General features: G+C 58.3%; 10 protein-coding genes and 4 tRNA genes. 7 read left to right on the top strand and 7 right to left on the bottom strand.

Annotated features, from left to right (window positions below):
* Nucleotides 1–75: 75 nt before the first annotated feature.
* The 4 genes from PMI22_RS28700 to PMI22_RS28715 all read right to left on the bottom strand — a co-directional run bounded on the left by PMI22_RS28700 (nt 76) and on the right by PMI22_RS28715 (nt 4,376).
* Nucleotides 76–1,416, bottom strand: coding sequence for a sigma-54-dependent transcriptional regulator (locus PMI22_RS28700; protein ID WP_007942317.1), 1,341 nt, complete (start codon nt 1,414–1,416; stop codon nt 76–78).
* 2 nt (nt 1,417–1,418) lie between these two features.
* Nucleotides 1,419–3,008, bottom strand: coding sequence for a sensor histidine kinase (locus PMI22_RS28705; protein WP_033048619.1), 1,590 nt, complete (start codon nt 3,006–3,008; stop codon nt 1,419–1,421).
* Nucleotides 2,998–3,231, bottom strand: a complete 234-nt coding sequence (locus tag PMI22_RS28710) for a PP0621 family protein (RefSeq protein WP_007942313.1) — start codon at nt 3,229–3,231, stop codon at nt 2,998–3,000. Before PMI22_RS28710 ends, PMI22_RS28705 begins: the two co-directional genes overlap by 11 nt.
* Nucleotides 3,232–3,353: 122 nt before the next feature.
* The gene (locus PMI22_RS28715) at nt 3,354–4,376 is read right to left on the bottom strand and encodes an outer membrane protein assembly factor BamD (protein ID WP_007942312.1); all 1,023 of its coding nucleotides are present in this window, start codon (nt 4,374–4,376) and stop codon (nt 3,354–3,356) included.
* A 151-nt stretch (nt 4,377–4,527) separates the two neighbouring features.
* On the opposite strand from PMI22_RS28715, the gene rluD reads away from it, so the two are divergent.
* The 7 genes from rluD to PMI22_RS28750 all read left to right on the top strand — a co-directional run bounded on the left by rluD (nt 4,528) and on the right by PMI22_RS28750 (nt 9,622).
* Entirely contained in the window at nt 4,528–5,490 is a 963-nt protein-coding gene (gene rluD / locus PMI22_RS28720) for a 23S rRNA pseudouridine(1911/1915/1917) synthase RluD (protein ID WP_007942311.1), read from the top strand.
* On the top strand, nt 5,487–6,212 hold the full coding sequence (pgeF, locus tag PMI22_RS28725; protein ID WP_007942310.1) for a peptidoglycan editing factor PgeF: 726 nt from the start codon (nt 5,487–5,489) through the stop codon (nt 6,210–6,212). The genes rluD and pgeF overlap by 4 nt, the downstream gene beginning before the upstream one ends.
* Nucleotides 6,213–6,342: 130 nt before the next feature.
* A complete protein-coding gene (gene clpB / locus PMI22_RS28730) occupies nt 6,343–8,907 on the top strand; it encodes an ATP-dependent chaperone ClpB (protein WP_007942308.1) in 2,565 nt (854 codons plus the stop codon).
* A 299-nt stretch (nt 8,908–9,206) separates the two neighbouring features.
* A tRNA-Asn gene (locus tag PMI22_RS28735) sits at nt 9,207–9,282 on the top strand.
* Between the two features lie 9 nt (nt 9,283–9,291).
* A tRNA-Pro gene (locus tag PMI22_RS28740) sits at nt 9,292–9,368 on the top strand.
* Between the two features lie 5 nt (nt 9,369–9,373).
* Nucleotides 9,374–9,449: transfer RNA gene (locus PMI22_RS28745), tRNA-Lys, on the top strand.
* Between the two features lie 96 nt (nt 9,450–9,545).
* Nucleotides 9,546–9,622: transfer RNA gene (locus tag PMI22_RS28750), tRNA-Pro, on the top strand.
* Between the two features lie 99 nt (nt 9,623–9,721).
* Here the strand turns inward: PMI22_RS28750 and PMI22_RS28755 are convergent.
* The 3 genes from PMI22_RS28755 to PMI22_RS28765 all read right to left on the bottom strand — a co-directional run bounded on the left by PMI22_RS28755 (nt 9,722) and on the right by PMI22_RS28765 (nt 11,978).
* Nucleotides 9,722–10,120 (bottom strand): HvfA family oxazolone/thioamide-modified RiPP metallophore, encoded by a 399-nt coding sequence (locus PMI22_RS28755; protein WP_007942307.1) that lies wholly within the window; start codon nt 10,118–10,120, stop codon nt 9,722–9,724.
* Between the two features lie 325 nt (nt 10,121–10,445).
* Nucleotides 10,446–11,744 (bottom strand): NAD(P)/FAD-dependent oxidoreductase, encoded by a 1,299-nt coding sequence (locus PMI22_RS28760; protein WP_007942306.1) that lies wholly within the window; start codon nt 11,742–11,744, stop codon nt 10,446–10,448.
* A gap of 60 nt (nt 11,745–11,804) precedes the next feature.
* On the bottom strand, nt 11,805–11,978 hold the full coding sequence (locus PMI22_RS28765) for a DUF3094 domain-containing protein (protein ID WP_007942305.1): 174 nt from the start codon (nt 11,976–11,978) through the stop codon (nt 11,805–11,807).
* Between the last annotated feature and the right edge of the window lie 38 nt (nt 11,979–12,016).

Below are 12,016 nucleotides of genomic sequence, written 5' to 3'. Positions count from 1 at the left end.
CAGGGGATTTGCATAGTTCACAGATCCAATGTGGGAGCGGCGGTGCGACGATTCGACTTGCCCGCTAAGGGGCCCTCAATCCAACCCTAACTTCTTCAGCCTGTAGCGCATCGACCTGAACGACAAACTCAACCGCTGAGCTGCCGCCGTGCGGTTCCAGCGGGTTTCCTCCAGCGCCTGGAGGAGGAGTTTGCGTTCGACGTTTTCCAGATAATGTTCAAGATTATCAATCTGCGTCAGGTCCGCAGCCGCACCTTCTGCCGTGCAATTACCGTCGGCCAGTCGTAAATCACTCGCTTCAATCTGCTTGTTTTCACACAAGGTGTGAGCCCGTTCGAGCACGTTCTCCAGTTCCCGCACATTGCCGGGGAAGCGGTAATTTTTCAGTGCTTCCAGGGCGAGCGGGTGAAGCGTTGCGGCGGGTAGGCCGCTGCTGGAGGCCAAGCGCTTGAGTACATGGCTGGCCAGTGGTTCGATGTCGTCACGGCGTTCGCGCAACGAGGGAACCCGCAGTTCGATCACGTTGAGGCGGTAGTACAAATCCTGGCGAAATCGCTCAGCAGAGATTTCGGCGTCGAGGTCTTTGTGGGTGGCGCAAAGGATGCGCACATCGACCACCGTTTCCTGTTGTTCGCCGATCCGGCGAACTGTTTTTTCCTGAATTGCGCGCAGCAGTTTGACTTGCATGGCCAAAGGTAAATCCGCGACTTCATCGAGGAACAGCGTGCCGCCATGGGCGGCCTGGAACAGCCCGGGCTTGTCTTCGATGGCACCACTGAAACTGCCTTTGCGATGCCCGAAGAACTCGCTTTCCATCAGCTCTGATGGAATCGCCCCACAGTTGACCGGGACGAACGGTTGTTGGGCTCGCGGTCCTTGCTCATGGATCAATCGGGCGACCAATTCTTTGCCACTGCCGGATTCGCCGCTGATATACACCGGCGCCTGGCTGCGCGCGAGTTTGTCGATGTGTTTGCGCAGGCTGCGCATGGGCAGGGAGTTGCCCAGTAGTCGACGATCAATGGCGGTACTGGCGTCGCCCGGTGCAGGCACGCGCAGGGCGCTGGTGATCAGTTCTCGCAGCCGAGTGAGGTCGACCGGTTTGGTCAGGAAGTCGAAGGCGCCGGCCTTGAGTGCATTGATCGCCGTTTCGAGACTGCCGTAGGCGGTGATCATCGCCACCGGCACTTGCGCGTAACGCTGCTGAATGTATTGAACCAACTCAAGGCCGGTGCCGTCGGGCAGGCGCATGTCGGTGAGGCACAAATCGAAGGTTTCCCGGGCCAACAACGCTTGGGCATCGCCCAGGTTACGGACACTGAAGGTATCGAGTTTCATCCGTCCCAGAGTGATTTCGAGGAGTTCGCGGATGTCCGGTTCGTCGTCGACGATCAGGACTTTGGGCCGTGGGCTCATGTTCAACTTCGTTTCCGTCCGTGGGCAAAAGTAATGCGAAAGCAGCCGCCGTCTTGGCGTGGTTTGAAGTCTAGGCGGGCCTGGTTGCTTTCGCACAGCTCACGGGACAGATACAGCCCCAGGCCTGTGCCTTGGCTACGGGTGGTAAAAAACGGTTCGAACAAATGCACCTGCTGGTCCGGCGCAACACCGGGGCCGTCGTCCGTGACTTCGAGGGTGGGCAACTGGCTGTCGGCATCGACAAACAAATCGAGCCAGACCTGGGCCATGTCGTGATTCAGGGCGCTGTGGTGCCAGGCGTTGCGCAACAAATTGTCCAGAACCTGGGTGAGCTGGTCTGGGTCCATCAAGGTGTTGAAATCGCCTGACCCTATATGCAGGTGAATGTGCTGACCTTCGGTCGCAGCTTCACGAATGTCGGCGACGAACGTTTGCAGCCATGGCTTCAGATCGAGCCGTTGCGGGACGGTTTGCTGGCGGCGGGACAATTGCAGGACGTGTTCGATAACCCGATTCATTCGCTGAGAGTGGTCTTGAATAATCTGGGTCAGACGCCGATCTGCCCCCTTGAGTTCCTCTGATTCGCGCAGCAATTGCGCGGCATGACTGATGGCGCCCAATGGATTGCGGATTTCATGGGCAATACCCGCCGTCAGTCGACCGAGTGCAGCGAGTTTTAGTTGCTGTGCTTGTTGTGCGACCTGAGCGAGGTCTTCGAGAAACACCAGGGTCTGGTGATTAGGGTTTTGGTTCAGGGCGATGAAACTGGGTTGCAATTCCAGGCCGCTGCTATCGATTTTCAGACTTTGCGGGCGCAAGGCCGGATTGTTGAACCACAGCTCAAGACGTTCGACCAGCGTTGGCGAAAAGTCATCGATCCGTTGTCCGTCGAGTGCTTTGTGCCCCAGCAATATCAAGGCGCTGTGATTGGCCAGTTGCACCCGCCGCTGCTCATCGAGCACCAGAATGCCCGTGCGCATGCGTTGCAGGATCAGCGCATTGAGCGCTTCGAGTCCCACCACTTCGCTGGCTCGCTGTTCGGCGAGGTGTTCGCTGACTTCCAGGCGTCGGGTCAAGCCTTGCACCAGCAATGCCGCGGCAAAGCACAGTGCGCCGAGCGTGCCGACTTGCAGGTAGTCGTTGGGGCTGGCCTGGTGGCTGAAGCCAAGGAGGAAGCTGAAACCGACGATACCCAGTGCGCCGACGGCGGCGATGGACAGGCCGGTACGTCCACGCAGCAGGGTATTGCTGATGGCCACTGTCACGATCAATAGATTGCCAATACCGCTGGCCACTCCACCTGCGGCGTAAAACAAACCGCAGAGCAGCAAGACGTCGACCAGCGCGAGGCCGAACAGCTGCGCCGGCCGTCGGGTGTTTCCCAAAAACACCACCAGCAGAATATTCAGCACCAGGTACAACCAGCTGCCACTGCGCAGCAGATCGTCATTGGCGAACGTCAGCAACCCGTTGTCGAGGTTGCTGGTCATCAACAACACCAAGGTGATGCCGACGCTTAAGCGGTAGAGGTGGTAAAGGCGCAGCAGTCGCCGAGCCTGTTTGTCGCCGGGACTGGACGTCTCAGCGACCACCAGGGCCCGGGCCTTGCTCAAGGTGAGCCTGGCTGCAATACCACTGTTGTTGAAGGCTCAGCGCGCGGTCGCGGGGCAGGTGAACACCGCAATGGGCGCAGCGGACCATGGGGGCAGCTTCCAGCTCGGCGGAGGACTTGAGCGTGGACGTCGAGCCCTTGAACTTGCGCCAGAACCATACCGCAGCGGCAATCAGGGCGATCCAGAACAGTAAACGAAGCATGGTGAGCAGCTTTATGACGGGTGATTAAGCAGTTTAGCCAAGGACATGCCGAGCGCACAGCGTAATCATCACGCCCACAAAAAAGGAGCCTCGCAAGGCTCCTTTTTGTACAACCAGAGGTGTCAGTCGAACACGCCAAAGGTCATGTAGCTGAACCACGAGCGGTCGCTGTTGTTGCCTTCGGACTCCTGTTGCTCTTCTTCGACGGCGTCGCCACTTCCATCTTTAGGCTTCAGTTCGGCCGGAATCGCTTCCTTGGCATCCTGGAACTGTCTCTGCACGTCCTGGTTGGCGCGGGTTTCGCCCGGCGGCAGCGGTGGACGGGACTCGATCAGGCCCAGCGTGGCCTTGCTCAACCACGAACGGTTGTCGGCTTCGGCGACCGAAGGCTTGAACTGACCGTCTTCCAGGTTTGGATTGTTCGGGTAGTTGAGCTTCAGGGTTTCGAGGCTGGTGGCTGCCAGATCGTCCAGATGCATACGCTGGTAGGCTTCAGTCATGATCGCCAGTCCGTCACCGACGGACGGGGTATCCTGGAAGTTTTCCACCACGTAACGGCCACGGTTCGCGGCGGCAACATAAGCCTGACGGGTCAGGTAATAGTGGCCAACGTGAATCTCGTAGGCCGCCAGCAAGTTGCGCAAGTAAATCATGCGCTGCTTGGCGTCCGGCGAGTAGCGGCTGTTCGGGAAGCGGCTGGTCAGCTGAGCGAACTCGTTGAAGGAGTCGCGAGCGGCGCCCGGATCACGCTTGGTCATGTCCAGCGGCAGGAAACGCGCCAGCAGGCCGACATCCTGATCAAAGGACGTAAGACCTTTCATATAGTAGGCGTAATCCACATTCGGGTGCTGCGGGTGCAGGCGAATGAAACGCTCGGCGGCCGACTTGGCAGCTTCAGGCTCGGTGTTTTTGTAGTTCGCGTAGATGAGCTCGAGTTGAGCCTGATCAGCGTAGCGACCGAACGGATAACGCGATTCCAGAGCCTTCAGCTTGGTAATTGCGCTGGTGTAGCTATTCTTGTCCAGATCTTGCTGAGCCTGCTGGTACAGCTCGACTTCGCTAAGGTTTTCGTCTACGACTTCCTTCGATGAGCAAGCAGCGGTCAATGCGAGGATGGCGATCAGCAGCAGGTGTTTCACTTGCATGGCGGCTTGCGTCCCTATGACGGCCGCTGTCTTGGGCGTGGCCGTCCTGTTATGATGAGCGCCCCGTTGTATAGCCTCGGGGCAAAAGACGCCGTATTTAACCACAAGCGCGCAGCCGAAACCAAAAGCTGTGCCGACGCCTAGTCTGAGCATGTCCGATAAAATTGAACTTCGCGCAGAGGTGCCGTCCGAATTGGGCGGCCAACGCCTCGATCAAGTCGCCGCACAATTATTCGCTGAGCACTCGCGCTCGCGCCTTTCCGCCTGGATCAAAGACGGCCGCCTGACTGTGGATGGGGCGGTTATCCGCCCGCGAGACATCGTTCACGGTGGCGCCATTCTTGAACTGACTGCCGAGCAGGAAGCTCAGGGCGAATGGATCGCTCAAGACATCGAGCTGGACATCGTCTATGAAGATGACGACATCCTGGTGATCAACAAGCCTGCGGGTCTGGTGGTTCATCCGGCTGCCGGCCACGCTGATGGCACCTTGCTCAACGCCTTGCTGCACCACGTGCCGGACATTATCAATGTGCCCCGCGCCGGTATCGTGCATCGCCTGGACAAGGACACCACCGGTCTGATGGTGGTGGCCAAGACCATTCAAGCGCAGACACAGCTTGTCACGCAATTGCAGAGCCGCAGCGTAAGCCGGATCTACGAATGCATCGTGATCGGTGTGGTGACGGCGGGGGGCAAGATCAACGCTCCCATCGGTCGTCACGGCCAGCAACGCCAGCGCATGGCGGTGATGGAAGGTGGCAAGCAAGCCGTCAGCCACTATCGCGTGCTCGAGCGTTTCCGCTCCCACACTCACGTGCGGGTGAAGCTGGAAACCGGTCGTACTCACCAGATTCGTGTGCACATGGCTCACATCAACTACCCGTTGGTCGGAGACCCTGCCTACGGCGGTCGCTTCCGTATCCCGCCGGCAGCCAGTGTGACCATGGTCGAATCGTTGAAGGCGTTCCCGCGTCAGGCCCTGCATGCGCGGTTCCTGGAGCTGGATCACCCGACCACCGGTAAACGCATGAGTTGGGAATCGCCACTGCCGGACGATTTCGTCTGGTTGCTGACCCTGCTCAAGCAAGACCGTGAGGCGTTCATCGGATGAGTGACTGGCTGATTCCCGACTGGCCTGCGCCTGCCGGGGTGAAAGCCTGTGTGACCACCCGTGCGGGCGGCGTCAGTCTGGCGCCGTTCGACAGCCTCAACCTTGGCGATCATGTCGACGACAGCCCAGAAGCTGTGGCCGAAAATCGCCGTCGCCTCACCGATCATTTCTCTATTCAACCGGCCTGGTTGCAACAGGTTCACGGCATCGCCGTGGCCCACGCGAACCCAAGCCTGGTAGCCACCGCTGACGCCAGCTGGACAGCCACGCCCGGTATCGCCTGTGCGGCAATGACGGCCGACTGCTTGCCCGCGCTGTTTTGCGACCGTGCCGGCACCCGCGTTGCGGCGGCGCACGCCGGTTGGCGCGGATTGGCGGCGGGTGTGCTCGAAGCGACGCTCGACGCATTGGCTGTCCCGGCAGAAGACGTGCTGGTCTGGCTCGGCCCGGCCATTGGCCCGCAAGCCTTTGAAGTTGGCCCGGAAGTGCGCGAAACCTTCGTCGAACAATTGCCTGAGGCCGCCAAGGCTTTTGTGCCAAGCGCCAATGCTGGCAAATTCATGGCTGATATCTACGAACTGGCGCGTTTGCGTCTGGCGGCTCGTGGTGTCACTGCTGTTTATGGTGGCGGTTTCTGCACCGTGACCGATCCGCGCTTCTTTTCCTACCGCCGCAATCCACAAACGGGTCGGTTTGCCTCTCTTGTCTGGCTGGAACGCTAGACTTCTCTGATCTGCATCAACTGATCGACGCTTGAAACTCCCAGAATCGACCGCATCTATAACAGTATCTGGCAGGTTTCTTCATTCAGGATGTTTTATAGGTCCGGCCTGCTCAAAAGGAAGGTGACCCATGCGTATAGATCGTTTAACCAGCAAATTGCAGTTAGCACTATCCGACGCCCAATCCCTGGCTGTCGGCCTCGACCATCCCGGCATCGAGCCGGCGCACTTGATGCAGGCGCTGCTTGAACAGCAGGGTGGCTCAATCAAACCTCTGCTGATGCAGGTTGGTTTCGACGTCAACAGCCTGCGTAAAGAGCTGACCAAAGAGCTCGACCAGCTGCCGAAAATCCAGAACCCGACCGGCGACGTGAACATGTCGCAGGACTTGGCGCGCCTGCTTAATCAGGCGGATCGCCTGGCCCAGCAGAAGGGCGACCAGTTCATCTCCAGCGAGCTGGTGCTGCTCGCCGCGATGGACGAGAACAGCAAGCTCGGCAAGTTGCTGCTGGGGCAGGGGGTGAGCAAGAAAGCCCTGGAAAACGCGATCAATAACCTGCGTGGCGGCGAAGCGGTCAACGACGCCAACCACGAGGAGTCGCGCCAGGCGCTGGATAAATACACGGTGGACCTGACCAAGCGTGCCGAAGAAGGCAAGCTCGACCCGGTGATCGGCCGTGACGACGAAATTCGCCGGACCATTCAGGTCCTGCAACGCCGTACCAAGAACAACCCGGTGCTGATCGGTGAGCCTGGCGTGGGTAAAACCGCCATCGCCGAGGGCCTGGCCCAGCGCATCATCAATGGCGAGGTACCGGATGGCCTCAAAGGCAAGCGCCTGCTGTCCCTCGACATGGGCGCGCTGATTGCCGGCGCCAAGTATCGCGGTGAGTTCGAAGAGCGCCTGAAATCGCTGCTCAACGAGCTGTCGAAGCAGGAAGGACAGATCATTCTGTTCATCGACGAACTGCACACCATGGTCGGTGCCGGTAAGGGCGAAGGCTCGATGGATGCGGGCAACATGCTCAAGCCAGCGCTGGCGCGCGGCGAGCTGCATTGCGTCGGCGCGACCACGCTCAACGAGTACCGCCAATATATAGAGAAGGACGCAGCCCTCGAACGGCGCTTCCAGAAAGTTCTGGTGGACGAGCCGAGCGAAGAAGACACCATCGCGATTTTGCGTGGCCTCAAAGAGCGTTACGAGGTTCACCACAAGGTGGCGATCACCGACGGCGCCATCATTGCCGCGGCCAAGCTCAGTCATCGCTACATTACCGATCGCCAGTTGCCGGACAAGGCCATCGACCTGATCGACGAAGCGGCCAGCCGTATTCGGATGGAGATCGATTCCAAGCCTGAAGTGCTCGATCGTCTGGAGCGTCGCCTGATTCAGTTGAAGGTGGAATCTCAGGCGCTGAAGAAAGAAAGCGATGAAGCGGCGATCAAACGCCTGGAAAAACTCCAGGAAGAAATCGTCCGCCTCGAGCGCGAGTATTCGGACCTGGAAGAAATCTGGAATTCGGAAAAAGCCGAAGTCCAGGGTTCTGCGCAGATCCAGCAGAAAATTGAACAGTCCCGTCAGGAACTTGAAGCCGCACGCCGTAAAGGCGACCTCAACCGCATGGCTGAGCTGCAATACGGGGTGATCCCGGACCTGGAACGCAGCCTGCAAATGGTCGATCAGCACGGTAAAAGCGAAAACCAGTTGCTGCGCAGCAAGGTGACTGAGGAAGAAATTGCTGAAGTCGTGTCGAAGTGGACCGGCATTCCGGTGTCGAAAATGCTCGAAGGCGAGCGCGACAAGCTGATGAAAATGGAAAGCCTGTTGCACCAGCGTGTGATCGGTCAGGACGAAGCGGTGATTGCTGTTTCCAACGCCGTGCGCCGTTCGCGGGCCGGGCTGTCCGATCCAAATCGCCCAAGTGGATCGTTCATGTTCCTCGGCCCGACCGGTGTCGGTAAAACCGAGTTGTGCAAGGCACTGGCCGAGTTCCTCTTTGATACGGAAGAGGCGATGGTGCGGATCGACATGTCCGAGTTCATGGAGAAACATTCCGTGGCTCGACTGATCGGTGCGCCACCAGGGTACGTGGGCTATGAAGAGGGCGGTTACCTGACCGAGGCGGTGCGTCGCAAGCCTTACTCGGTAATCCTCCTGGACGAGGTCGAGAAGGCCCACCCGGATGTGTTCAACATCTTGCTGCAAGTGCTGGAAGATGGCCGCTTGACCGACAGCCATGGCCGTACGGTGGACTTCAAGAATACCGTGATCGTCATGACGTCCAACCTGGGTTCGGTGCAGATCCAGGAACTGGTCGGTGATCGTGAAGCGCAGCGTGCGGCGGTGATGGATGCGATTTCCACCCACTTCCGGCCGGAGTTCATCAACCGGGTCGACGAAGTGGTGATCTTCGAGCCGTTGGCACGGGATCAGATCGCGGGCATTACCGAGATCCAATTGGGTCGCCTGCGCAGTCGTCTGACCGAGCGCGAGCTGAAACTGGATCTGAGCCCTGAGGCCATGGATAAGCTGATCGCGGTGGGTTACGACCCTGTATACGGCGCACGTCCGCTCAAGCGAGCGATTCAGCGCTGGATCGAGAACCCGCTGGCTCAGTTGATTCTGTCGGGTCGCTTCATGCCCGGCGAGACCGCCAAGGGTGTGGTGGAAAACGACGAAATCGTATTCGTCTGATTCACTCAGGCAGCAAAATGGATAAGGCCTCGCATTGCGAGGCCTTTTTTTCGCCAGGCTGTTGAACTCTAAGGAAAAGGCTTGTAAAGTGCGCCCCGCAGTAAGTCACCCGCCAGGGTTTCCGCTCCCCAAGCAGAAATCCAAAATAAGTTGCAAATCATTAACTTGAAAGCAATTTAGGGGGTTGACAGAGGTTCTGAAGATTGTAGAATAGCGCGCCTCAGACACACGAACGCAGCGATGCGAACGGGTCGAAGAGAACGCAAAAAGCTTCACCGTTGTAAATTGAAATATGTAGTTCCGTGATAGCTCAGTCGGTAGAGCAAATGACTGTTAATCATTGGGTCCCAGGTTCGAGTCCTGGTCACGGAGCCAATTTCAAACCGGGGTATAGCGCAGTCCGGTAGCGCGCCTGCTTTGGGAGCAGGATGTCAGGAGTTCGAATCCCCTTACCCCGACCATTTTTGGGTCGTTAGCTCAGTTGGTAGAGCAGTTGGCTTTTAACCAATTGGTCGTAGGTTCGAATCCCACACGACCCACCATTTTTGAAACCAGTTAACGCTGGGGTCAGATCTTAAGATCAGAGGCCAAAAGCACTGATCGAAGAAGGCGACTTGTAAAGGTCGCCTTTTTTTTACCGGGGTATAGCGCAGTCCGGTAGCGCGCCTGCTTTGGGAGCAGGATGTCAGGAGTTCGAATCCCCTTACCCCGACCATATTAAAAATCCTCGTATCGAAAGATACGGGGATTTTTTTTGTCTGCCGAAAAAAGCCCCGCTTCTCGGTGGAGAAAGCGGGGCGTGGTACTCAGAGGCTTAGGCGCCGTCTTGGTCTTTCAGGTGCTCGAACAAGCCTTTTGGCATTTTTTTGCCGTTGGCTTCGAAGTTGGCTTTCACGTTATCAAACGCCTCTTGCTCGTCGATGAAGCTGTCATGGTTGGTGTCGATCTTGTCGAAGTTGGATTTCGGCGCGACTTTCTGGAATTCCGCACGCGATACCTTGCCGTCGTCATCGGTGTCGGTCTTTGCCATCGACGCATCGCCACATTTGCCTTCACCGCATTTGCCTTCAGGGGTTTTCACCACCTGTTCGGCCGAGGCCAGCAGATAGCCTTGAGTCAGCGGCTGAGCAGCGAATACGGTGCCGGTCAACATCATGCCGCCAGCCAGAACAGCGCCAAGCAGACCAATAGTGTTTTTGGTGGTACGGGACATTTCAATGCTCCTGGGTTGCACGACACAACCGCTTGATAAAGGGTTGCCACGTAAGTGCGGCGACAACCGAAGCAGGCAGGCTGCCTTGCTCGGGTGTAGCCATTTAGCGGGAGTGGTGTATCGCTACTGTGTCGCGCAAGGGGGAGTTTGTAAGCGAAGGGGCGAATCGCGGGGGCAGATACAGTGAGACACTATCTTTTTGCAGGTCAGACCGAGGCGCCTGCATCGCGGGCAAGCCCAGCTCCCACATTGGATCTGTGTACGACGCAGATCCAATGTGGGAGCCGGGCTTGCCCGCGATGAGGCCCTGACAGGCGTCGAATAATTAATGCAGCTTGAGTCGCGGCTCAGTCCCGCGCCCGATCTTACTGCCCAGCATCAGCATCGCCGTACGGAACGCGCCATACAGCGCCATCTGGTGCATGCGGTACAGCGACACGTAAAACATCCGCGCCAGCCAGCCCTCCAGCATCACACTGCCGGTCAGGTTGCCCATCAAGTTACCCACAGCCGAAAAGCGTGACAGCGAGATCAACGAACCATAATCGGTGTACTTGTACGTAGGCAGAGGCTTGCCTTCGATCCGCAGCTTCAGCGATTTGGCCAGCAACGAGGCTTGTTGATGTGCCGCCTGGGCACGCGGCGGTACATTGCGATCAGTACCCGGTTGCGGGCATGCCGCGCAGTCACCGAAAGCGAAGATATTTTCATCGCGGGTGGTTTGCAGGGTGGGCAGCACGTGCAGCTGGTTGATGCGGTTGGTTTCCAGGCCGTCGATGTCTTTGAGGAACCCCGGTGCACGAATTCCGGCGGCCCAGACTTTGAGGCTGGCGTTGATCACTTTGCCATCGACGGTGATCAAGCTGTCGGCCGTCACTTCACTGACCGCGGCATTGGTCATGACGTTGACCCCGAGTTTCTCCAGGGTTTTATGCACAGGTCCGCCGATACGTTCCGGCAGGGCAGGCAATACCCGTGGTCCGGCTTCGATCAGGGTGATGTGCATGTTTTCCGGTTTGATCCGGTCCAGGCCATAAGCGGCCAGTTCGTGCGCAGCGTTGTGCAGCTCGGCGGCGAGTTCTACGCCGGTAGCACCGGCACCGACGATGGCCACGCTGATTTGCTCGACCTTGTCGGTTTGCCCGGCATGGGCGCGCAGGTAGTGATTGAGCAGTTGCTGGTGGAAACGCTCGGCTTGTTTGCGGGTGTCGAGGAACAGGCAGTGTTGCGCCGCGCCCTGGGTGCCGAAATCATTGGTGGTGCTGCCGACCGCGATCACTAACGAGTCGTAACCCACTTCACGGGCGGGCACCAGTTCCAGGCCCGCTTCGTCGTAAGTAGCGGCCAGCTGGATTTTTTTCTGCGTGCGATCGAGCCCGCTCATGCGTCCTAGCTGGAACTCGAAGTGGTTCCATTTGGCCTGGGCAACATAGTTGAGTTCGTCTTCGGAAGAGTTCAACGACCCGGCTGCCACTTCGTGCAACAGCGGTTTCCAGATGTGGGTCAGGTTCGCGTCAACCAGCATCACGCTGGCCGTGCCGCGCTTGCCCAGAGTCTTACCCAGACGGGTAGCCAACTCCAGACCGCCGGCGCCGCCGCCAACGATGACAATACGATGGGTCATGGGGATATCTCGCAAGGCTAAAAGAAATCGGTGCAATTACCCGAGCGAGCGCGATGCTGCTCATAGCGTCAGGTAACTGATAAATCGGCTCAACAGGCCCAGTCCAATGGTCACTGCCAGCACCACCACCAGGAGCATCCACGGCCGGAAAGGTCGGCGCTCGACTCGGTGCTGGGACAAGTGCAGGTACTCTTCGACACGCTTTTGGTCGTCGGGGTTCAGGCGGCTGGTCATAAAGGCCTCGTCGGTAGACGTTGCTGAATGTGTAGAAG

The organism is Pseudomonas sp. GM21 (assembly GCF_000282215.1).
Lineage (GTDB): Bacteria > Pseudomonadota > Gammaproteobacteria > Pseudomonadales > Pseudomonadaceae > Aquipseudomonas.
The sequence above is the reverse complement of the archived record's forward strand: the minus strand, read 5'-3'. Positions and strand labels throughout refer to the sequence as shown.

What these genes read in the sequence shown, in the direction of transcription:
- PMI22_RS28700 (WP_007942317.1), bottom strand. Translation starts at nt 1,416, where the DNA reads ATGAGCCCACGGCCCAAAGTCCTGATCGTCGACGACGAACCGGACATC.
- PMI22_RS28710 (WP_007942313.1), bottom strand. Translation starts at nt 3,231, where the DNA reads ATGCTTCGTTTACTGTTCTGGATCGCCCTGATTGCCGCTGCGGTATGG.
- PMI22_RS28715 (WP_007942312.1), bottom strand. Translation starts at nt 4,376, where the DNA reads ATGCAAGTGAAACACCTGCTGCTGATCGCCATCCTCGCATTGACCGCT.
- rluD (WP_007942311.1), top strand. Translation starts at nt 4,528, where the DNA reads ATGTCCGATAAAATTGAACTTCGCGCAGAGGTGCCGTCCGAATTGGGC.
- pgeF (WP_007942310.1), top strand. Translation starts at nt 5,487, where the DNA reads ATGAGTGACTGGCTGATTCCCGACTGGCCTGCGCCTGCCGGGGTGAAA.
- clpB (WP_007942308.1), top strand. Translation starts at nt 6,343, where the DNA reads ATGCGTATAGATCGTTTAACCAGCAAATTGCAGTTAGCACTATCCGAC.
- PMI22_RS28755 (WP_007942307.1), bottom strand. Translation starts at nt 10,120, where the DNA reads ATGTCCCGTACCACCAAAAACACTATTGGTCTGCTTGGCGCTGTTCTG.
- PMI22_RS28760 (WP_007942306.1), bottom strand. Translation starts at nt 11,744, where the DNA reads ATGACCCATCGTATTGTCATCGTTGGCGGCGGCGCCGGCGGTCTGGAG.
- PMI22_RS28765 (WP_007942305.1), bottom strand. Translation starts at nt 11,978, where the DNA reads ATGACCAGCCGCCTGAACCCCGACGACCAAAAGCGTGTCGAAGAGTAC.